The 20,317-nt window shown below is 58.2% G+C and carries 20 protein-coding genes; 12 read left to right on the top strand and 8 right to left on the bottom strand.

Going from position 1 to position 20,317, the window contains the following annotated elements:
* Nucleotides 1-344 precede the first annotated feature (344 nt).
* Both BFC21_RS08655 and BFC21_RS08650 read left to right on the top strand, forming a co-directional pair.
* Complete coding sequence (locus tag BFC21_RS08655; protein ID WP_157700491.1) at nucleotides 345-725, top strand: hypothetical protein; 381 nt, start codon at nucleotides 345-347, stop codon at nucleotides 723-725.
* An 878-nt stretch (nucleotides 726-1,603) separates the two neighbouring features.
* A complete protein-coding gene (locus BFC21_RS08650) occupies nucleotides 1,604-2,692 on the top strand; it encodes a hypothetical protein (RefSeq protein WP_086797796.1) in 1,089 nt (362 codons plus the stop codon).
* 38 nt (nucleotides 2,693-2,730) lie between these two features.
* Here BFC21_RS08650 and BFC21_RS08645 read toward each other — a convergent pair whose 3' ends face one another.
* Complete coding sequence (locus tag BFC21_RS08645; RefSeq protein ID WP_088377672.1) at nucleotides 2,731-3,285, bottom strand: cysteine hydrolase family protein; 555 nt, start codon at nucleotides 3,283-3,285, stop codon at nucleotides 2,731-2,733.
* A 71-nt stretch (nucleotides 3,286-3,356) separates the two neighbouring features.
* Nucleotides 3,357-3,614, bottom strand: a complete 258-nt coding sequence (locus tag BFC21_RS08640; protein WP_016781456.1) for a hypothetical protein — start codon at nucleotides 3,612-3,614, stop codon at nucleotides 3,357-3,359.
* Between the two features lie 171 nt (nucleotides 3,615-3,785).
* Here BFC21_RS08640 and BFC21_RS08635 point away from each other — a divergent pair, with 171 nt between their 5' ends.
* The gene (locus BFC21_RS08635) at nucleotides 3,786-4,496 is read left to right on the top strand and encodes a response regulator (RefSeq protein ID WP_016781455.1); all 711 of its coding nucleotides are present in this window, start codon (nucleotides 3,786-3,788) and stop codon (nucleotides 4,494-4,496) included.
* On the top strand, nucleotides 4,493-5,854 hold the full coding sequence (locus BFC21_RS08630) for a cell wall metabolism sensor histidine kinase WalK (RefSeq protein WP_016781454.1): 1,362 nt from the start codon (nucleotides 4,493-4,495) through the stop codon (nucleotides 5,852-5,854). Before BFC21_RS08635 ends, BFC21_RS08630 begins: the two co-directional genes overlap by 4 nt.
* 119 nt (nucleotides 5,855-5,973) lie before the next feature.
* Here BFC21_RS08630 and BFC21_RS08625 read toward each other — a convergent pair whose 3' ends face one another.
* The gene (locus BFC21_RS08625; RefSeq protein WP_088377671.1) at nucleotides 5,974-7,311 is read right to left on the bottom strand and encodes an MFS transporter; all 1,338 of its coding nucleotides are present in this window, start codon (nucleotides 7,309-7,311) and stop codon (nucleotides 5,974-5,976) included.
* A 107-nt stretch (nucleotides 7,312-7,418) separates the two neighbouring features.
* Entirely contained in the window at nucleotides 7,419-9,029 is a 1,611-nt protein-coding gene (locus BFC21_RS08620; protein ID WP_218188531.1) for an EAL domain-containing protein, read from the bottom strand.
* Nucleotides 9,030-9,261: 232 nt separating this feature from the next.
* Between BFC21_RS08620 and BFC21_RS08615 the strand changes: the two genes are divergently transcribed.
* Nucleotides 9,262-9,774 carry a hypothetical protein gene (locus BFC21_RS08615; RefSeq protein ID WP_088377669.1) on the top strand — a complete coding sequence of 171 codons (513 nt, stop codon included), beginning with the start codon at nucleotides 9,262-9,264 and terminating at the stop codon, nucleotides 9,772-9,774.
* Here the strand turns inward: BFC21_RS08615 and BFC21_RS08610 are convergent.
* The 3 genes from BFC21_RS08610 to BFC21_RS08595 all read right to left on the bottom strand — a co-directional run bounded on the left by BFC21_RS08610 (nucleotide 9,734) and on the right by BFC21_RS08595 (nucleotide 12,385).
* The gene (locus BFC21_RS08610; RefSeq protein WP_162939301.1) at nucleotides 9,734-10,228 is read right to left on the bottom strand and encodes a hypothetical protein; all 495 of its coding nucleotides are present in this window, start codon (nucleotides 10,226-10,228) and stop codon (nucleotides 9,734-9,736) included. The two genes, BFC21_RS08615 and BFC21_RS08610, sit on opposite strands and share 41 nt — an antisense overlap.
* Nucleotides 10,192-11,034: a hypothetical protein gene (locus BFC21_RS08605; RefSeq protein ID WP_256557642.1), complete on the bottom strand. Its 843-nt coding sequence runs from the start codon at nucleotides 11,032-11,034 to the stop codon at nucleotides 10,192-10,194. Before BFC21_RS08605 ends, BFC21_RS08610 begins: the two co-directional genes overlap by 37 nt.
* Before the next feature lie 454 nt (nucleotides 11,035-11,488).
* On the bottom strand, nucleotides 11,489-12,385 hold the full coding sequence (locus tag BFC21_RS08595; RefSeq protein ID WP_088377665.1) for a DMT family transporter: 897 nt from the start codon (nucleotides 12,383-12,385) through the stop codon (nucleotides 11,489-11,491).
* Between the two features lie 98 nt (nucleotides 12,386-12,483).
* Here BFC21_RS08595 and BFC21_RS08590 point away from each other — a divergent pair, with 98 nt between their 5' ends.
* On the top strand, nucleotides 12,484-13,815 hold the full coding sequence (locus BFC21_RS08590) for a PLP-dependent aminotransferase family protein (RefSeq protein ID WP_120265978.1): 1,332 nt from the start codon (nucleotides 12,484-12,486) through the stop codon (nucleotides 13,813-13,815).
* A 96-nt stretch (nucleotides 13,816-13,911) separates the two neighbouring features.
* Entirely contained in the window at nucleotides 13,912-14,694 is a 783-nt protein-coding gene (locus tag BFC21_RS08585) for an HNH endonuclease (RefSeq protein WP_120265977.1), read from the top strand.
* Here BFC21_RS08585 and BFC21_RS08580 read toward each other — a convergent pair.
* Complete coding sequence (locus BFC21_RS08580) at nucleotides 14,666-15,157, bottom strand: hypothetical protein (protein ID WP_086797777.1); 492 nt, start codon at nucleotides 15,155-15,157, stop codon at nucleotides 14,666-14,668. The genes BFC21_RS08585 and BFC21_RS08580 overlap by 29 nt on opposite strands.
* A 241-nt stretch (nucleotides 15,158-15,398) precedes the next feature.
* Between BFC21_RS08580 and BFC21_RS08575 the strand changes: the two genes are divergently transcribed.
* From BFC21_RS08575 to BFC21_RS08555, 5 genes are read left to right on the top strand one after another with little or no spacing between them, the layout of a single operon-like run.
* Nucleotides 15,399-16,979, top strand: coding sequence for an ABC transporter substrate-binding protein (locus tag BFC21_RS08575; RefSeq protein ID WP_120265976.1), 1,581 nt, complete (start codon nucleotides 15,399-15,401; stop codon nucleotides 16,977-16,979).
* The gene (locus tag BFC21_RS08570; RefSeq protein ID WP_120266706.1) at nucleotides 16,976-17,947 is read left to right on the top strand and encodes an ABC transporter permease; all 972 of its coding nucleotides are present in this window, start codon (nucleotides 16,976-16,978) and stop codon (nucleotides 17,945-17,947) included. The genes BFC21_RS08575 and BFC21_RS08570 overlap by 4 nt, the downstream gene beginning before the upstream one ends.
* Complete coding sequence (locus BFC21_RS08565) at nucleotides 17,944-18,750, top strand: ABC transporter permease (RefSeq protein ID WP_095003496.1); 807 nt, start codon at nucleotides 17,944-17,946, stop codon at nucleotides 18,748-18,750. Before BFC21_RS08570 ends, BFC21_RS08565 begins: the two co-directional genes overlap by 4 nt.
* Nucleotides 18,750-19,541: an ATP-binding cassette domain-containing protein gene (locus BFC21_RS08560; protein WP_088377661.1), complete on the top strand. Its 792-nt coding sequence runs from the start codon at nucleotides 18,750-18,752 to the stop codon at nucleotides 19,539-19,541. Before BFC21_RS08565 ends, BFC21_RS08560 begins: the two co-directional genes overlap by 1 nt.
* On the top strand, nucleotides 19,534-20,121 hold the full coding sequence (locus BFC21_RS08555; RefSeq protein WP_120265975.1) for an ATP-binding cassette domain-containing protein: 588 nt from the start codon (nucleotides 19,534-19,536) through the stop codon (nucleotides 20,119-20,121). Before BFC21_RS08560 ends, BFC21_RS08555 begins: the two co-directional genes overlap by 8 nt.
* Nucleotides 20,122-20,317 lie beyond the last annotated feature (196 nt).

Here is a 20,317-nt window from a genome sequence, read left to right as displayed (position 1 = left end):
ACGCTGCTCACCCTCTATAGGGAAATATCCGAGTTTGAGAGCCGTTATATTGGCTGTGAGTGGTGCAGTTGATTGCAGCGATCTCAGGGTGTCTTTGTTAGGCCCATCAACTCCGGTGTGAGCTGGGTAGCGGGCGATAATCCGCCATGAGCGCCTGAGCGCCTGAGCGCCTGAGCGGGGAGATGAGATTGTGGAGCCCTCAACGTTTCGTATAACCCAACCCTGAACAGGAGGTTCTGTGGCCAGTGATATTCAGCAATTTGATCGCGCTAGCGTGGCGCAGCTTTTTAAAGCGCGCCTGGCGTTCGCGCACATGACCACAACGCAGGGGCGGGAGTGACGTCATGATCAAATCATTTGAGCGGGGTTTCTTCAGTGAAAGGCGCTCTGCCCGCCCCGACAGTCATAGAGAGAAAGCGGGCAACAATAATCAAGGGCGTGGGGCGCCACCGGGCCCTCCAGGAGATGATCAATTGAAAAGCCGAGTTGAAGCACTGGAAAAAGTACTCCCCGAAATCCGCGAACGGCTGGTGCGGGTAGAGACCAGGCTGGAGGGTATTGAACAAGCCATGGCCACAAAGATGGACTTGGGCGACCTCAAGGTCTCGATGGCGGAACTGAAAGCCGCCATGATTGAAGGATTCAACAACCAGACCAAATGGTTTGTGGCCACTGCCGCGGTAATGGCAGGCACCGCGTTTGCAGCAGCTCGGTTGATTCACTAAGCGCATTACGGTGTTTGGGGGGGGCATTTGCAATCAACCCCTCCACAGGTTTCAGCACCCTGAAGTGCCAATGGTGGGTTATGCGCCGCGGGTGTTAGCCGCGCAGGTTGGCCAGGCGGGTTGCAGGCCACAACCCCGAGGCGAAGTAAAAAGGCGCCCTTAGGGCGCCTTTCAGATGTTATTGAGGAGTAGTCGCAGCGATTCTTCAGCGTTTGGCACGATGGCCTTGGGTTCAGAATCCGATCAGCAGGCTGGTCGTCACTACTTCAGAGAAACCCGTTTTCTCTGCTGCCTGAATGCGGGGAGGGATAGTACGGGTACCCTGCCTCGATCAATGCGCACTTGCAGTCCTCAGTTACAAGATATTCCCGTGTAATAGCTCCGTCAAGGTGCCGTAACCAGGCCTCTGGTGGCCTGACTCAGGCCCATCCTGGGCGCGCCGATCGATGGTCGCGATATCGAGCGCTGTGGCGTTTTGGGGCAGACGATCTTAACCCGCATACCTCTGCCGAGGTTATGGCCAGTGCGCAGCCTTTATGCAGGCCAGGGAAGCCGATGCTGCTAAGTATTTGATTTATAAAAACATACCTGTTTCAAAATGTTTCAAGTGTTTTTGCGGTCAATATCGTCAGCTTCGCGATGTCTGTTGTGCCAAATCATTTTTAGCGCCAGTTTTCCGCTGAATATCACCCGGTATATGGTGAAAATGCCTGCGCAACAATTCCTATACTGCCCCGGCGCCTGCACATCAGCGCCGTTCAACAAGCCACAGCGTTTTGTTGGGCTGCTTTGGCCGCAGCCGTTTGCGCAAATGGGAAGGCGGTTAATGGCCTTTTGTTTGCCGTGCATCTAATAAGTCTAAAAATGAGAAATGTGTAATGAATAAACAGTCGATCCAGATCGCGCTTGCGTATATGTCCGTAGTCATTGGTGGCGGTTTTGCCTCCGGGCAGGAGGTACTGCAGTTTTTCACCGGCTATGGGCTTGTTGGCATCGTGGGCACGCTGGTAAGTGGCTTGATGTTCGCGTTCCTGGGGATGCAGATTGCCCGGATGAGTTCGAAGATGCAGGCAACTTCCCACAAGGAGGTGCTTTACATCCTGTTCGGTGCGCGTATCGGCCTGGTTGTCGATGTGGTGCTGTCCTTCTTCCTCTATGGTGTCGGCGTGGTCATGCTGGCAGGTAGCGGTTCGATTTTTGCCCAGCAATATGATCTGCCTCCACTGTTTGGCGGGGTGCTGATGACTGTGCTTGTGATCGCCACCCTGTGCATGAACGTCAAGCGCATTATCGACCTGATCAGCGCAGTGATGCCTTTCCTGCTGGCGATGGTGCTGATCATCACCACCTACTCGATTTTCAGCTACAACGCGCCAATCGAGACCCTGGACGCGGTCGCTCGCGAGAACAACGAAACGGTCACTGGCAACTGGTTTGTCGGCGCATTGTTGTATGCATCGTTCAATATCGCAGTGGGTTTCCCCATGCTGGCGGTGATCGGCGGCATGACCAAACAACCCAAGGCCGCGGCTGTGGGCGGCGTGCTCGGCGGCCTGGGGCTGGGCCTGTTGATCCTGCTGTTGAACATCGGCTTGTTTGCCAACATCAACCAGTTGCAGGGTATTGAAATGCCATCGCTGGCACTGGCGGGGCGTATTTCGCCGATTCTTTCGGTGGTGATGTCGCTGGCCCTGGTGTGTATGGTCTACAGCACGGCGGTGGGCATGTTCTTTGCCTTCAGCGCACGTTTCGCCAAGCCTGAAACCCGTCGCTTCAAGTTGATCAGTGCTGCCACCGTGTGTGTCGGCCTGGGCTTGAGCCTGGGTGGTTTCAGCAAGCTGGTCGGCACCGTGTACCCGCTGCTGGGGTACGTCGGCTTTGCCTTGATCCTGGCGATCTGCTTTAACTGGGCGCGCAGCCGCTCTGTCGCCAGAGCGCAAAAAGCGGCACTGGACGCAGTGTCCTGACCCGGTTGCCGCCGAATGAACATTCGGCGGCATCTGTTTCAAGCTTGCTGTTCAAGTATCTGATTGACGTCCCGAATCGTTGCGTAATCCAGCGCCATATTGGCCAGCGACAATGCATGCACCTCTTCGGCAGGCCAGAGGCTCCCATTCAGATCCTTCTGGTCAAAGGTGTAGCAGGCGTCTGACCCAACGATCACCTCAAACCCCAGGCAGCCTGCTGAGCGCACCGTAGACTCCACGGAGTTGTTGGTGATCACGCCGACGATCAGCAACTGGTTAATCGCGCGTGTGCGCAGCCAGCGCTCCAGGCCGCTATTGGCAAACGCATCGGGCACGTTCTTTTCGCTGACGTGCTCATGCTCAAGGGGCGCCAGCGCCACCTGGAATTCGCAGCCCGACTGGCCTGGCCAGAACACCGAGGTGGGCGTGCGCGAAATATGCCGGACATGGATGACCGTGCGTTGCGTCTGCCGCCAGGCTTGCAGCAAGCGCTGTACGTTGCGCTCGGCATCCGGGTTGTTTCTGCGGCCAAGCTCGGGGTTGCACATCCCTTTTTGCATATCGATGATGATCAGTGCCGCATCCGGGGTCATTGAAGGCATGGCGGGTCCTTGGGCTGTGGGTGGGGCCATGCTAAACGCAATATCGCGGCGTATACCAGTGCCTACAGGTCGTCATTCTGGGTCAGGGTGTGTGGCTGGCCGTGGGTAATCATCCATTTGAGCAGTGCGCTGACCCGCACCCGGTGCGTGCTCTCAACCCATTGCACGCCGTCATGGCTGTAATGCTCGATATAACGGCTCAGTACCAGTTCATCGCCCTGGTCCGTCAGGCGCAGGCTGGTTTCGCGGCAGTGCAGGGCAGCGTTGGCGCGCTTGACCAGGCGTTGCTCCAGGATCATGGACGGGTTGTCAGAAGGCATGGTGACAAAAATTCTTGGCAGGGAAGATGAGTGATCCTCCCATTGGCGTCTTGCCCGGATATGTCTGCTTTCTTGCCGTAGTGACACTTTGTTGCCGAATTGAAATATATGACGCGGCGCGCCGAATAGTTTTAGATAGAAGGCCTTACAGACCTTAAGTGATACGCGCCGGTGAGCAGCCTTTTGATCGTGGACGATGACCTTGAGGTCCTTGCGCTCCTGAAGAAATTTTTTGTCCGTCATGGTTATTCGGTGCAGGTCGCGACCGATGGCACTTCGCTGTGGGCAGCGATGGCCGTCCAGCCGCCGGACCTGATCATTCTTGACCTGATGTTGCCCGGGGAAAATGGCCTGATGCTGTGTCAGCGTCTGCGTCAGCAGTTTCCCACGCCAGTCATTATGCTGACGGCAATGGGCGAGTTAAGCGATCGGGTGGTGGGCCTGGAAATGGGCGCCGATGACTATCTGAGCAAGCCTTTCGATGCCCGCGAATTGCTGGCCAGGGTGCGTGCGGTGCTGCGTCGTGCAGGGCAGGGCCAGCCTTCGACCGGGCTGGTGCCGCGACCGCTGATGAAGTTTGCCGGCTGGCAGTTGGACCTTACCCGCCGGGAACTGCGCTCACCGGATCAAGTGATGATCCCGCTGTCGGCCGGCGAGTTCGACTTGTTGCTGGTGTTTGTCGAGCATCCGCAACGCATTCTTGCCCGCGAGTTGCTGCTGGATCTGGCGCGGGGGGCGGGGCATGACGCGTTCGATCGCAGCATCGATGTGCAGGTCAGCCGCTTGCGACGCAAGCTGGAATTCGACAGTCAGGGGGTGGAGATGATCCGCACCGTGCGCAACGTCGGCTACTTGTTCACCCCCAGTGTGACCCGGCAGTGAAGCGCTGGCTTGCAGGTTGGCGGCTGCGCTCGCGCAACACCATCGCACGCTGGATTGCCTTGACTACCATTGTCGCGATGCTCACGGCGCTGGCATTCAATGCCCTGTTTACCCAATTGGCAGGGGTCTGGGCCTACCCGCCGCTCAGCGAGATCGGGCTTTTGGAGAAAATCTCCCTGACCACCAAGCTGATAGAGGCCTCCCAGGCCCCGCAGCGCGAGCGCCTGGCGGCGGCCGCCACTGACAGCAGCCTGAATATCAGCTGGCATGCCAGCCGCGAAGGGCTGGATTTGCCCCAGGTCGCCGATGCTGTGCAGCGCACCGCGACCCCTCTGGCGCAACGCTTGTTCAACAGCCCGGAACGACGCCTGGAGGCCTATCAGCCCGAGGACTGGCCACAGCAGAACGGGCACTACGCCTTGCTGGTGCAACTGGCAGATGGTTCCTGGCTGATGTTCAGCATCCCGTCGCGCAGTTGGGGCCTGGGGCAGTGGCAACGCAATTTGATTCTGGTTGTGCTGGTGCTGCTGTCTACCGCCCTGGTTGCGCTGATAGCCACGCGCCATCTGGCCAGGCCGTTGCAACAATTTGCCGAGGGTGCCCGACGTTTCGGGGTCGACTTTCGTGCCCCGCCCATCGAGCCGGTCGGGCCTACGGAGATCCGCCAGGCAATCCTTGCCTTCAATGCCATGCAGGCGCAGTTGCAGCACTTCATCAAGGACCGTACCCAGATGCTCGCGGCCATTTCCCATGACTTGCGCACACCGCTGACGCGCATGCGCCTGCGCGGTGAGTTTATTGACGACCCCGATCAACAACAGCGGTTATTTCGCGATGTCGACGAAATGCAGGCCATGATCAACTCCAGCCTGGCGTTCTTTCGCGATGACGCCCGGCTGGAGCAGGCCACGTCATTTGATTTGGCCGAGCTTCTGCAAACCCTGGTGGATGACTACCGTGACCAGGCCATCGACATTGCCTTCAGTGGCCCCGCACACCTGGTGTACTTCGGGCGCCCGCTGGGCCTTAAGCGTGTGGTCACCAACCTGCTGGACAACGCCATCAAATACGCCAGCGAGCCTGCCGTTGAACTGAGTGGCGACGATGAACAGGTGACGGTGCGCGTGCTCGATCGCGGGCCGGGCATTGCTGTGCAATGCCATGAACAGGTGTTCGTACCCTTTTATCGGCTTGAAGGTTCGCGTAACAAAAACACCGGCGGAGTGGGGCTGGGTTTGTCGGCTGCCCGCGCGATTGTGCTGGAGCATGGAGGCTCGCTGACCCTGAGCAACCGTCAATCGGGAGGGCTGCAAGTCAACGTGCAGTTACCGGTATTAAAGGCTGACGGCGCAGCATGATCGGCTAAATTTAAGTGTTTTTGGTATCAGTACCCAGCGCGTAAGTTGTTTCCCGGCTACTTTGGTTGACGACCGCGTGTGTGCCACTTGAGGCGCCCGGCGGTCGCTGCCGTGGGCCTTTACACTGCTACGGGCAGCGGCGAGTCGCGCTCCGCTGACGGAATATCATGCAGGGAAATCCGTGATGTCTCCGGCAACGCCAGGCCCCCGGCCAGGGCCAGCAAGGCCACTGCAATCAGGTAGAACGCCGGCGACAGATTGCTGGCAGTGATGCTGATCAGCCAGGTTGCCATCAGTGGTGCAGTACCGCCGAAGAGGGTGTAGGCCATGTTGTAAGTGATGGCTGAGGCGGTATAACGCGTGCGGGTAGGAAAAGTTTCCGAAAGCAAGGCAGCGGTCACCACACCGCACAACACTGCGCCTATTGCCAGAAGCATCACACCGACGATGGACGCGGCAAACCCGCCGGAGCTGGCCAGCAGAAACGACGGGTACACCGAGACAATCAACAGCACGCAAGCCGTCACCACCGTCGCGCGGCGCCCGACCCGGTCAGAGTACAGCCCGGCGAAAGGGCACAGTGCCGCCGCGAAGAGCAGGGCGATCAATGACACCAGCAAGGCACTGGCGCGACTCAACCCGCCCGCGACTTGCAGGTAGGTCGCAAAGTAGGTCGTGAACATATAGAACGACAGCGCTGTCAGCGACACAAAGGCCCCCAGGCAGCAAATGGCCGCACCATGATGGCGCAAGGTTTCCTTGAGCGGTGAGTGGGCCACGGCATGCTCCTGCTTCACCGCCTGGAATGCCGGGGTTTCATCCAGCTGCCAGCGCAGATAAAGCCCCACCAGACCCAGCGGCGCGGCGATCAGAAACGGCAGGCGCCAGCCCCAACTGGCCATGGCCTCGGCCGATAACGACGCCTCGAGTGCGTAGGCCACCACGGCGGCGGCGGCAAAAGCGGTAAATGTCGATACCGGCACAAAGCTGCCATACCAGGCCCTTTTATCGTTGGGCGCATGCTCCATCAGGTAGGCGCAGGCGCCTGCGTATTCGCCGCCTGCTGAAAATCCCTGGGCGCAACGGATCAGGGTCAGCAGCAGCGGTGCCATTACGCCGATGGCCGCATAGGTGGGCAGAATGCCAATCAATGTTGTCGCCCCGGCCATCAGCAGGATCGTCATCGCCAGGGTGCGCTTGCGCCCGATACGGTCCCCCAGCATGCCGAAGAACACCCCGCCCAAGGGGCGAAAGGCAAAGGCCACGGCAAACACGGCAAAGGTCTTGAGCAATGCGGCACTGGCATCGCCGCTGGGGAAAAATTGCTGGGCGATGGTGGTGGCCAAAAAGCCATAGACGGCAAAATCGAACCATTCGACAAAATTACCGATGGCGGCGGCGACAATCACTTTTCTCAGCGTTTTGGGGCTGACGTGCTCTGTGGATACGCGTGTCATGCTCAACCTCGACCTGTCATCAGTTTGCGATGATTATCGAGGCCGGCGCTGAAACGATTCGCTCCAGAAGTGTCATCGGCGTATTCAGCACCGACGTGTGCCGTGATTTACACCTGCGGTGCTGGCGCCGGGCATGGCGCAACAGAGCGCTGGTCGCCAGGCCAGGGGGTCTTTTTCGAAAAATCCGGGTACTGCAGTATCGTCTGCAAAAAATCGTTGACGGGCATGGGCCGGGCGTAGAAATAGCCTTGCATGAAGTCCACGCCGCAGGCCCCCAGATAGTCGCGTTGCTCCTCGGTTTCAATGCCCTCGGCCAGCACCTGCAGATCCAGTTTAAGTGCCAGGTCGAGGATGGAGTCGAGGATATGCACCGACAGGGCATCGGCGCCGATCATGGAGACAAAGCTTCGATCTATCTTGATGTAGTCGACTTTGAATTGCTGCAAATAGCTCAGGCTGGAGTGACCGGTGCCAAAATCATCCAGGGCAATTTGCACGCCGAGCCCATGCAGCTGTTCTATCAGTTGCAGCGCGGTGGGGGTGGGCTTGATCAGTTCGCGTTCAGTCATCTCCAGAACGATGATGATCGTACCTGGTTTAAACGCCTGCAAAAATGCAGTGCAATCATCCACCAGCTCGAAACTCTCAAAGTGTTTGGCGCAAATATTGAAGCCAATATGAAAGGGCTGTACCAGCCCAGGCGCATGCGGCGCGAGTAATTGCGCGGTGTTGTGCATGATCGTGCGGGTCATGGCAATGATCAGGCCGGATCGCTCGGCAAGCGGTATAAAACTGTTGGGGGTAATGATCCCTTCATGGGGGTGATCCCATCTGATCAGCACTTCGCATCCCACACAGGTACCCGAAGTTGACGAAATAACCGGCTGTAAATAGGGAATGAACTCATTCGCTGACAGGGCGCGCTGAAGTTCCATGCTCGGAGCCAGCACGCGGCCAAGCATCCAATAAGTAAACCACGCGGAAAACAGGCCCAATACCAATAAAAGGCCGAGCAGCACCGAATAGGTCTCGAATGTATGTCTCAACAGAGTGCCCGGCGGGTAGGCGGCTTGCACAGTAAAGCCATACTCATTGGACACCTGTTTTTTGCTGGCCGTCGCAGCGTCATTGAAAGGTGGTGTGTGCGTGACGCCGTATTGAGTCATCCAGGTGTTGCCCACCTGAAGTGATAAGTTGCTGTGTTTATTGATCAGGTGCAGGGCATCCTGGATATGCCGGCCATCGATGCCCACCAGAACACTTTTATTGCCCTGTTGCGTTCTCAATACCAGAACTGAAGTTTTCGGCCCGGGGGTAGCGTGGTCAACCAGGCGCAAACGGCCACGCATATAACTCGACGGGTTGATCTGCATGTTTATATCGGTGCCGTATAAAGAACTGCAATACACCTGGTTATCAATGGCCAGGTTGGTTGCGCGCAGAAAGCGATACGTGGCCACCGCCTCGCGCAGTTCCTTGGCCACTTCAGGGCAGGGCACCCCGGCAAGGCTGATCAGTTCATCGGCTGCGGCCTGTGCCTCGACCAGCATGACCGTTATCTGCCGGAATGCCTCGTGAGCGGCATTGCTGGAGGTGCGGGACAGGTCTGATTGGGTCTTGAGGTAGACCAGGAAGCTGCCCAGGATGATAGGCAAGATGCCGATGGCAAACGAAATCAAAAGGACCTTTTTCGAGGAATAACGTAGTGCGCGATTCATGGACAGCCCTGCGAGGTTCAGCCGAATAAAATGCACGAGTCCCAGCCCTGAAACACACTGAACCCAAGGTCGGATACTAGCCCCTCAAAACCGCCAGTAACACCCGTAGACCGTGGCTTTCAGGAGGGGTAAGGAAAAGTAAGGGAAGTGAAAGCCTATATAAGGTTTATGGCGGGTTGCGGGGCCAGGGCTATGTGAGCATGGCGCTGAAATTGGCCGCGGACGCTTCAGCATGTATTCACCCAACGCAGTACCCATCGTGGGCAGGGACTTCGCTTTCAAGGCAGCCCTGGCCGTGCAGGGGCAGGAGAGGGTCAAGAATGTCGACTTTCGCAATGCCTTGCGTTTTCTTGATGTGCTGACCCGCCAGGGCCGCCTGTTGAACGAGGGCGAGCGCGAGGCTGTGGTCCATCAGATAGCCGCCCATCTGTGCCGCTGTGGCCTGTACCGCCCGCTGGTTGTATTTGCCCAGTACAACCGTGCCTTGACCCAGGTGGTGAGGTTTATCGCTTGCACACAGGACGATGTGTTCAAGGCAGCCGATGTGATCAGGCACTTGTTCTCGGTACTGGCCAAGGCGAAAAGTCAGGGGGTTTGCTTATATGACACGGGCGATGCCAGTGATGTTTCATTGTTTGTGCGGCGCGAGTTCCAACGCGACAACAAATGGAACGGGCTCTATGGCTACGGCGGTGCAGCGGTGATCAGGTTGGCACATGGCAAACCCCCATCAACATATTATTGATGTTGTAGTAGTACTCGACATCCGAGAACCGCGAATACGTAATAAGACCCCCCTCCAGCCCGCGGCGCATAAACAGGGCCTGTTTGTCGCTGTTGTCACTCTCGAAAACGGTGGCGTTCTGGGTGTTGAATAAAAACCTGGAGGTGTCGAGTTTTTCAAAGTGTACGTCGAGCCGGCGGTTATATAAAAAGCCTTGTTGCTGCGGACTCTTCAGGTTGAAGTAGAGGTAGATTTCACCTGCGTCCATGTTAATCGACATGTCGCCTTTGCCGGTCCAGCGCTGACCATTGTCTGTGGAATAAACAAAATCAATAGAGGCATAGCATTGCGCTTGGGGGGTGTCCTCATGGTAGTTATAGGCTTGTAACGCAATCAGGGTGCCAAATACCATGATGGACGCCAGGCTCAGCCACAGGGTTATTTTTTTTGTTCGATAATGAGGTAGTTGGTGCATAGCGCCTCTCCTTTGCTTTCCGGCTTTTCGCAGCTGACTAAAAGTTCGGACAGGGTTTTCTTGATGTAATAGTTAGTGCCTGTCGTGCCCACGGCAGGGCCAAATATCGCCATCGCTGCTGCAATATCACGCGCGGCGGTTTTATCGCCCAGTTCAACATACTGTTTTGCATGTTCGCTTTGCGATAACAGCCGCCAGCGCTCCAGCTGCACCGGTTTGTTAAACAGCATATAGGCATAACCCACCGGCAAGAGCATGCCTGCTAACACGAGCGGATAAAAAAGGCCGTTGCGCCAGCTCTGCTTTCTGGGTGGGGGTGCCGGTATAGGTGGGGTGATGGGTATTGGCGCTGGAGTGTCGTCCTGTATGGCTAACACCGGTGTCGGTTCAGGCAGGGAGCAGGTTTGAATACCCGTGTTATCGGTGGCCAGGGGCTCTGCCTGGTGCTCCCTGTCAGGGGGTATGTTTTCGCTGGAGATTTTTTCAATATTTAAAAGCAGAACGACGCCGCGCCTGGGCAACGTTTTTAATACAGAGCGGTCCAGGCCGACTTCCGAGAGGTAATGCCTGAGGGTATGAAGCGCCTTATAGTAGCTGCTGTCCGATACGATAAGCCCGCGCTCTCCCCATACGCGCCGGATCAAGTCCTCCTTGTCGGTCACGCCCTCGATCAGGGCTAATAACAGGTGGCCCTCGTTACTGGTAAGGGTGGTTTGCAGAGGAGGGTTGCGCAGTAAAAGCTTGTCATGATCATAGCTGCATTTGACCGTCGTTAATGCGTTTGAAGTTTCACGGTCGCCCTGCATCTTACTTACCTTTGATGTTTTCCTGTGCAAGAAGATCATAGGCAGATGCTATCAGTCAAGCTTGGGCGTAGGAAATATCCTATCTATACGGTTGCGCTGTTTGTTTATTCGGGCAAGTGCGTAAAGTCAGTGTATGTAAGAAGTTTTAAGCGTCTGAAGTGCTGCAAGTAAGGCTGGGTAAGATTATTAGGGGGTGGACTATATAGACTCAAAGTTGGATGTTTTATCAGGCGTTGGGTAGGGTGATGGTTGCCATGTATGGGTTTGGAAGTGCGGTTGTAAAGTGTCTTGTATTGATGTTGGCGCTGGCAACCAGTGCAGGGCTCAGCGGTTGCACTGCCCATGACTGGGTTCACGCGGCGGGAAGTATCCTGCAGGCCCGGGATGCCTACGATAAACAGGCGCGTGGCGACCGCATCGCGAGGGCCAATTCTGCTGCCGTGCAAGCCAGGCGCTAACGGGCAAATCTTCTGGCCGCCATCACGCACAGGATCACCGCCGCCGTTACGCCAAACATGCCCAGGCTGACCCTTTCATGCAGCAGGGTGGCGGCCAGCGCCAGGCCAAAAAACGGCTGCAGCAGTTGCAACTGGCCCACCGCAGCGATACCGCCCTGGGCCAGCCCGCGATACCAGAACACAAAGCCGATCAACATGCTGAACACAGAGATATAAGCCAGCCCGGACCAGGCAGGGACGCTGATGCCTGCGAACGAGGAGGGCGCCCAAAACCACGCCAGGGGGGCCATCACCGGTAGCGCGAGCACCAGTGCCCAGCAAATCACCTGCCAACCGCCCAGGGTGCGGGACAGTTTGGCGCCCTCGGCATAACCCAGACCGCAGATCAGCACGGCCAGCAACATCAACAAGTCACCTTCAGGGGCGGCTGTCAGGCCCTGGGAGAGGGCATAGCCCACCACGCACGCGCTGCCCAGCACCGAGAAGCACCAGAAGGCCGGCCGTGGTCGCTCGCCCCCACGCAGCACCGCGAATGCCGCCGTGGACAGTGGCAACAGGCCGAGAAACACAATGGTGTGCGCCGACGTTACATGCTGCAGGGCCAGGGCGGTCAGCAGGGGGAAGCCGACCACCACGCCGCCGGCCACGATGGTCAAGGCCAGCAGCTGGCTGCGCTGCGGTCGGCGGGCCTTGAGCAGGCCGAGCATGGCCAGTGCCAGCACGGCGGCAATGCTGGCGCGCGCCAGAGTCAGAAAAACCGGATCAAACTCCAGCACCGCCACCTTGGTCGCGGGCAGCGAGGCGCTGAAAATAACCACGCCAATAAACCCGTTGATCCAGCCGCTCAGGTTTTTATCGGCAATGGGGTTTTGCAGGTTGGAAGTGCGTTCCATCGAATGTCACACTCAAGGTTGATTGCGCGATTGCATGCCGCACATCCTATGGCTGATGATTAATGACAATCAAAAAATTGTCATGGATACAAAGCCCGATGTCCCGATCCCGTTACAAGTCACTGGTTGACGCTTTTGCCGATGATATCCGCAGCGGGCGCCTGTCGCCGGGCACGCGTTTACCCACCCACCGCGAGCTGGCGGCGCATGAGGGCCTGGCCCTGGTGACGGCCAGCCGGGTCTATGCCGAACTTGAGGCGATGGGCCTGGTCAGCGGTGAAATCGGGCGCGGCACTTTTGTCAGGGAGACCTCGCTGCCCCCGGGGCACGGCATCGACCAACCCGATGTGACGGCGGGGATGCTGGACCTCAACTACAACTATCCCGCCGTGCCCGGCCAGGCCGAACTGTTGCGCACGGCCTTGCGCCAATTGGCGTTGTCTGGCGACCTTGAATCCTTGTTGCGCTACCAGCCCCACGGCGGGCGCCAGCATGAGCGGGGGGCAGTGGCGCGCCATCTGCTGGCCAGCGGGTTGAACGTGCCAGGTGAGCAGGTGCTGATCGTCAACGGCGCGCAGCACGGGTTGACTGTGGCCCTGATGGCCTTGCTCCAGCCCGGTGACGTGATTGCCGTGGATGCCTTGACCTACCCGGGTTTCAAGGCGCTGGCGCTGGCGCTGCACCTTGAGCTGCTGCCGATCCCCGGTACCGAACACGGGCCGGACCTTGATGCCCTTGCCAAGCTGTGCCGCAGCCGATCGGTGCGGGCGATCTATACCATGCCTACGCTGCACAACCCGCTGGGCTGGGTGATGGACCTTGAGCAGCGCAAGCAGCTGGTCGCGATTGCCCGGCACCACGACCTGCAGATCATCGAAGACGCGGCCTACGCCTTTCTGGTGGAAAACCCGCCGACGCCTCTGGCCGAGTTGGCGCCGGAAAGAACGCTGTATGTTTCCGGGTTTTCCAAGAGTGTTGCCGCCGGCTTGCGCGTGGGTTTTATCGTGGCGCCTGCGGCCAAGGTCGCCGCACTGGAGCGAGTTATCCGCGTCACGGCCTGGAATGCGCCCGGGGTAATGACAGCCATCACCAGCGCCTGGCTCGATGACGGCACGGTGAGTCGCCTTGAAGGGCAAAAGCGCAAGGATGCCCAGCGAAGGCAGCTGATTGCCGACGAAGTATTGGACGGATTGCATAGAGTGCGACACCCATCGTCCTACTTTGTCTGGCTACCCCTGTCGGAGGACGCCAGGGCCGATCAAGTGGCTGCGGCACTTGAGCGTCAGCAGGTCTCGGTGTCCACGGCCCAGCCTTTTGCCACCTCGCCCCATGTGCCCCATGCAATCCGGTTGGCACTGGGATCGGTGGCAATCGGGGCGCTGCGCGAAGGTCTGGAGAAGGTGCGGTGGGTGGTTGGGGCGTACGCCTAGGTTTAAGTTTTTCCTACACTGCTTACTTTTATCTTACGTTGCTTAGTAAATTTCCCTACCTTGTCTGCTTACGCGCAGATGAATAAGGACAGGGTGATGTCGGACGGATGGAGTGACCAGGAATTAGCCGCCTCGGTAGAGGCCTATCGCGACATGCTAGAAAAACAGCTCAGCGCCACCCCTTTTGTTAAGGCCCATATCTATCGCGGTTTAGCCAAACGTTTCGGCCGCGATGAGGGGGCTTTTGAGCGCCGGATGCAAAACATCTCAGCCATTTATGAAGCAAGGGGGCTGAGGTGGGTTAAGGGGCTCAAGCCGCAAAAGAATATCGGAACAGCGATCAAGGCCAGACTAATTGACATGATCGACTCGCAGCCGAATATCAGCCTTGTAGATGATGAATTGGCAACAGCCGTAACCCAAGCAGAGCAAGAGCATGCCTTCGATCCGAAGAGCATTGAAGACGCCAGGAATCGCGTTGTTGCGAGTATTGTCCGCCGTCGTGGTCAAGCCGCGTTTCGGCAAAAGTTGTTGGTTGCCTATGGCGAGCGCTGCGCAATTACCGGGTGTGATCTAGTGCAAGTGCTGGAGGCTGCGCATATTCATCCTTACAGGGGTGAACAGACCAACGCAGTCTCAAACGGCTTGCTGCTGCGCGCTGATCTGCATACGTTGTTCGACCTTTACCTGATTGCCATCGTGCCAGGCAGTCGCCTTATTCGCCTGGCACCTGCATTGAGCCAGTCCGACTACACCCGCTACGAAGGCATGCCGCTCAATACACCCGCATCCCCTTTAGCGATGGCCAGTAATGAAGCATTGCAGTGGCATGCCGATCAATGCACCTGGCTCAAATCCCCGACCGGCTCATCGGGCTGATCATACGCACACCCAAACTCAGGGCCTGGGTCACCAAGGCCCGCATATCGGCAGTGTTCTCGTTCATGACGCACTGCGCCAGTTTCTCGCCCAGGGTTGGGGCGGTGTCGGTGCCTTCAGGGTAGGCCCGCAGGATCAACAGCCCGCTGTTGGTCAGGACCACTTCGAAAAAGGCTACACCCGACATGCCGTCGAAGTGGATGTAGCCAATGTCGGCCAGCCATTTGACCGTGGCCAGGAACAGGTTTTCTTCCTTTTCCAAGGCCTCGCGGTTGCTGTCCGCCAGGCCTTTGTAATCAATAAAGCGTTCGGCAGTCAGGGTGATGGGCAAGGGGAAGTTACGGTACAGGTGGCCCAGGATCAAACCGGCATAGCAGTCGAACAATTCGATATTGTTGGACGGCAAGGTGTTGATCGAGTGAAGGTTTTTCTCTGTGAGGTGACCGGCTAATCCTTTGAACATGCGAACCTCTGTCAGCTGTGTCTGTATGGCGTGACTGAATAAGCGTACCCATTGGTATAGCACAGCCATGTACGGGGAAGCTGACCTGTAGCAATTGTTACAAGGTAAGTCGTACAGCCCGGAAAAACCCTAAAAAATCAGGTGCATAACTGGCTATTTAAAATCAGGCTGCTATTACTGTGGGGCGCGATAACCTGCGCAAGGCCCGGTTGGCCGAGGCTATTAATTATCAGGAGGATAGATGTCAAAGCCTGCATGGATGCGCAACACCCTGGTGGCGGCTGCCTTGTTGAGTGTGCTGGCAGCGCCTGCCCATTCAGCGCAGGACCGCACCCTGCAACTGGCCATCGGCGATGAACCAACCGAAGGCTTCGACCCGATGCTGGGCTGGAGCCACGGCAGCTATTTGCTGCTGCACAGCCCTTTGCTCAAGCAAAACGAAGATTTGTCCTGGAGCAGCTTTCTGCTCAGCGATTATCAGACCAGCGCGGATGGCAAGACCTGGACCCTCAAGCTCAAGCCCGACCTGAAGTTCTCCGACGGCTCGCCGCTGACCGCCAAGGACGTGGCTTACACCTACAACAATGCGGCGGCCAGTGGTGGCAAGGTCGATATGGGCAACTTCCTCAAGGCTGAGGCGGTTGATCCACTCACGGTGCGTATTGAGCTCAAGGCGCCGCAAAGCACATTCGTCAATGTGCTCGGTTCCCTGGGGATCGTCTCGGCAGATAAATACGACGCCAAAACCTACGCGCAAAAGCCGATTGGCGCCGGACCTTACCGGTTGGTCAGCTACCAGCCGGGCCAGCAGTTGATTGTTGAGGCCAACCCGTATTACGCCGGGCAAAAGAACGATTTCAACAAACTGGTGTTTGTGTTTCTGGATGAAGACAGCGCCTTTGCTGCCGCCCAAAGCAAGCAGTTGGGCATTGTACGCATTGCTCCTTCGCTGGCAGTAACACCTGCCGCGGGCATGAAGCTGTGGGTTCGGCCCAGCGTGGAAAACCGTGGCATCGTGATGCCAACCATTGCCTCAGGTAAAAAAGACGCTCACGGCTACCCCATCGGCAACGATGTGACGGCCGACGTGGCCATTCGCAAAGCCATCAACTACGCCATCAACCGCCAATTGCTTGCCGATCAGATTCTCGAAGGCCACGCGATCCCGGCCTATACCGGCGTGCAGGGCTTGCCGTGGGACAACCCGGATGCGGCGTTCAAGGATGGCGATATCGACAAGGCCCGACAGTTGCTGGATGACGCCGGCTGGATTGAAAATGCCCACGGTATCCGTGAGAAAGATGGCCTGCCGGCTAAAGTCACCCTGTGGTACGCCAGCGGCGATGCCACCCGCAGGGATCTGGCCCAGGCCGTGCGTTCGATGCTCAAGCCTGTGGGCATCGACGTGGACTTGAAGTCCGGCAGTTGGGAAACCGTCGAGCGCAACATGCACGCCAACCCCACCCTGTTCGGCTGGGGCAGCCTTGACCCGATGGAGCTTTACCATCACTACAGCAGCAAGGCGGCAGGGGTTGAGTACTACAACCCGGGTTATTACCAGAACCCGGTGGTCGATCAGCATCTGCAGCAAGCCCTGGATGCACCCACCTGGCAGCAAGCGGTGCCGTTCTGGCAACAAGTGGAGTGGGACGGCAAGACCGGTGTCGGGGTCAAGGGCGATGCGGCCTGGGCCTGGCTGCTCAACGTGCAGCACACCTACCTGACCGATGAGTGCGTCGACCTGGGCAAGGGCGCCCCGGAAATCCACGGCTCCTGGTCGTTGCTCAACAGCGTCGATGGCTGGAAGTGGACCTGCCAGTGACCCGCGGCTTTGCGCTGTTTGTTGTGCGGCTGCTGGGCCTGCTGCTGGTCACGGCAGCGGGCACCTTTGTTCTGCTCAGCTTTTCGCCGGTGGACCCGATTCGCGCCTATATTGGCAACGATCTGCTGCATGTGCCACCCGAGCAATACCCGTTGATTGCTGCGCGCTGGGGGCTCGACCTGCCGTTGTGGGAGCGTTTTCTGCGCTGGTTCGGGCAAATGCTGCAAGGTGATTTCGGCTATTCCATGCTCTATAACGCGCCGGTCTCTCAAGTGATCGGTGAGCGTTTTGCCACCTCGTTTGCCCTGCTGTTTTCGGCCTGGCTGTTTTCCGGGATCGTCGGCCTGGCCCTGGGCCTGGCAGCGGGACGGTACCTGAACCGTTGGCCCGACCGGCTGATCTCGACCCTGTGTTATGTGCTGGCGTCCATGCCGACGTTCTGGATTGGCTTGCTGTTGCTGTCACTGTTTGCCGTGACGCTCAACTGGGCACCGATCTGCTGTGCCTGGACCCCCGGCAGCAATGCCGAAACCGCATCCTGGGGTGACAAGCTCAGGCATTTGATCCTGCCCATGTTGGCCCTGGGGGTGTTGGGCGTAGGTAATATCGCCCTGCATACCCGCTCGCGGGTGGCCGAGGTGATGAACAGCGAATTTATCCGTTACGCCCATGCCCAGGGTGACAAAGGCTGGCCGCTGATCAACTTTCATATCCTGCGCCACGCCATCACTCCAGCCTTGTGCCTGCAGTTTGCCTCGGTGGGGGAGTTGATCGGCGGCTCGTTGCTGGCTGAAAAAGTGTTCGCCTATCCGGGCCTGGGACAGGCCACGATCGATGCCGGATTGCGCGGCGATATTCCATTGTTGATGGGGATCGTGATGTTTTGTGCGGTACTGGTGTTTACCGGCAACAGCATCGCCAACGCGCTGTTGCTGCACCTTAACCGTGGGGTGGCGCGCCAGTTATGACTTACAACCCCAATGGCGCATTGCTCAGGCTTTGCCTCTCGTTATTGATGCTGCTGGGATTGATCGCCTACGGTCTCTCAATCATCAATATTGATGTCTCCATGGATCTGCTGGCGCGGCGCCTGCCACCCTCTGCCGAGTACTGGTTTGGCACTGACAGCCTGGGTCGTGATCTGTGGTTGCGGTGTTTTCAGGGGATGACCACCAGCCTGCAAATCGGCCTGACGGCGGCCTTTAGCAGCGGCTTTCTGGCGATGCTGGCGGCTAGCTTGTGCGCGGTGAACAAAACACTGGATTACCTGATTCGCGGGCTGATCGACAGCATGCTGGCGTTGCCGCATTTGTTGCTGCTGGTATTGATTTGTTTCACTTTGGGCGGCGGTAAACAGGGGGTCATCCTGGCTGTGGCGTTGACGCACTGGCCGCGGCTGGCGCTGATTCTACGCGGCGAGATCCTGCGTATCCGTGAAACCGACTTTGTGATGCTTTCCCATCGCCTGGGCAACAGCAGCTTCTATCGCTGGCGCCATCACTTGCTGCCACTGCTGCTGCCACAGTGGATTATCGGCACCCTGTTGATGTTCCCCCATGCGGTGCTGCATTCGGCGGCGTTGAGTTTCCTGGGCTTTGGCCTGGCACCCCATGACCCGTCACTGGGCCTGTTGCTGGCGGATGCGCTAAGGTACTTGAGCAGTGGCGCCTGGTGGCTGGCGTTTTTTCCGGGTTTGATTCTGGTGGGTCTGGTGTTGGTCTTTGACCAATTTGCGCGGGCATTGCAGCAGCTCTGGATAAGGATTACCTGATGCTGAAATTCGACCGGTTTGCGCTCGACGTTGCTCACTACCATTGGCTGGGAAACAAAACCTGGCATCCGCTGTTGAGCAATATCTCTCTTGAAGTACGCCCCGGTGAATTGACGGCACTGGTGGGCTCCAGCGGTGAAGGCAAAAGCCTGCTGCTGCAAAGCGCTTTGGGCTTGCTCCCGGAAAACATGCGCTGTCGCGGCGAAATAGTGCTCGACGGACAGGTGCTGGGGCAGGCCGGCAAGGTCAACCAGCGGGGCAAAGCCCTGTGTTACGTGCCCCAGGGTGTCAGCGCCCTGAACCCGCTGATCAAGGTCGGGCCTCAATTGCAGCGTGCGGCTCAATTGAGCGGGGTCAGGCTGGGGCTCGATGCGGTGGCCGAGCAACTCAAGCACTACAACCTCAAGCCGGAACTGGTCGACGAATTTCCGCGCATGTTGTCAGGGGGCATGGCCAAACGCGTACTGGCCAGTTGCGCGGCCCTGACCCCTGCGCGTTATATCCTCGCGGACGAGATCACCTCATGGCTGGATGACGAACACGCCTGTCAGTTACTGACCCACCTCAAGGGCTTTTGCCTGCAAGGCCGGGGGATTTTGTGGGTGACCCATGACCTGGCACTGGCGGCGCGCTTTGCCGACAGGATCGCCGTGCTGCATCAGGGCGAACTGCATGAAACCCTGAGTGCTGAAGAATTGCGCGAAAACGGCGGCAGCCCTTGGTTGCAGTCACTGTGGGCGGCCTTGCCCGAGCAACAGTTCTTTGCCCGTCGGGTACCGGAATATGCTTGAGGTCCAGCAACTCAGCATCGTTCAGGATGGGCGGCAGCTCTGGGACAGCGTGTCGTTCCAGGTCAGGCCGGGGGAGCGCCAGGGCATATCGGCACCCAGCGGTTACGGCAAAATCACCCTGGGCCGGGTACTGGCGCAATGGCAGTCAGCAACTTCGGGCCGTGTGATGGTGGGTGGCAAACCGTTGTCGCAAAAGGGTTATTGTCCGGTCCAACTGGTGCCGCAGCATCCCGAGCAAACCTTCAACCCCTATCGCACCACTGGCGAGAGCTTGCGTGATGCCTGGTCGCCGGATGCTGTATGGCTGGCTCGTCTGGCGGTGAACCCTGAGTGGTTGGCGCGTCGTCCTGACGAATTGTCTGGCGGCGAACTAGCGCGTATCGCCTTGCTCCGGGCACTGGATCCGCGTACCCGATACCTGATTGCCGACGAAGTGACGGCGCAACTGGATGCCCATGTGCAGGCACAGGTGTGGCAGGTCTTGCTGGAAGAAGCCCGGTGCCGGGCGTTGGGGATGATTGTGTTCAGCCACAACAAAGCGTTGTTGCAGAAGGTGTGTTCGAGTATTTGGGTGCCGTAGTGCGCCGCAGGGGATCCGGCGTTCAGCCCGGGCGGGTTGTTCCGGCCATCAATGAATCCACCACTGCGCGGGCCACCTCGACGCCGTGTATCACATCTGCCTGCTGTCAGGACCGATCACTGAACTCAGTGACTGGGCGAGACTGTCCACGCATTTTAAACGCCGCAAGGCGGCCGGGATTCTCTCGGAAACTTCC

Source organism: Pseudomonas sp. TMW 2.1634, assembly GCF_001703595.1.
In the GTDB taxonomy this organism is placed as follows: Bacteria; Pseudomonadota; Gammaproteobacteria; order Pseudomonadales; family Pseudomonadaceae; genus Aquipseudomonas; species Aquipseudomonas fragi.
This window is presented reverse-complemented; position numbering and strand designations above follow the sequence as displayed.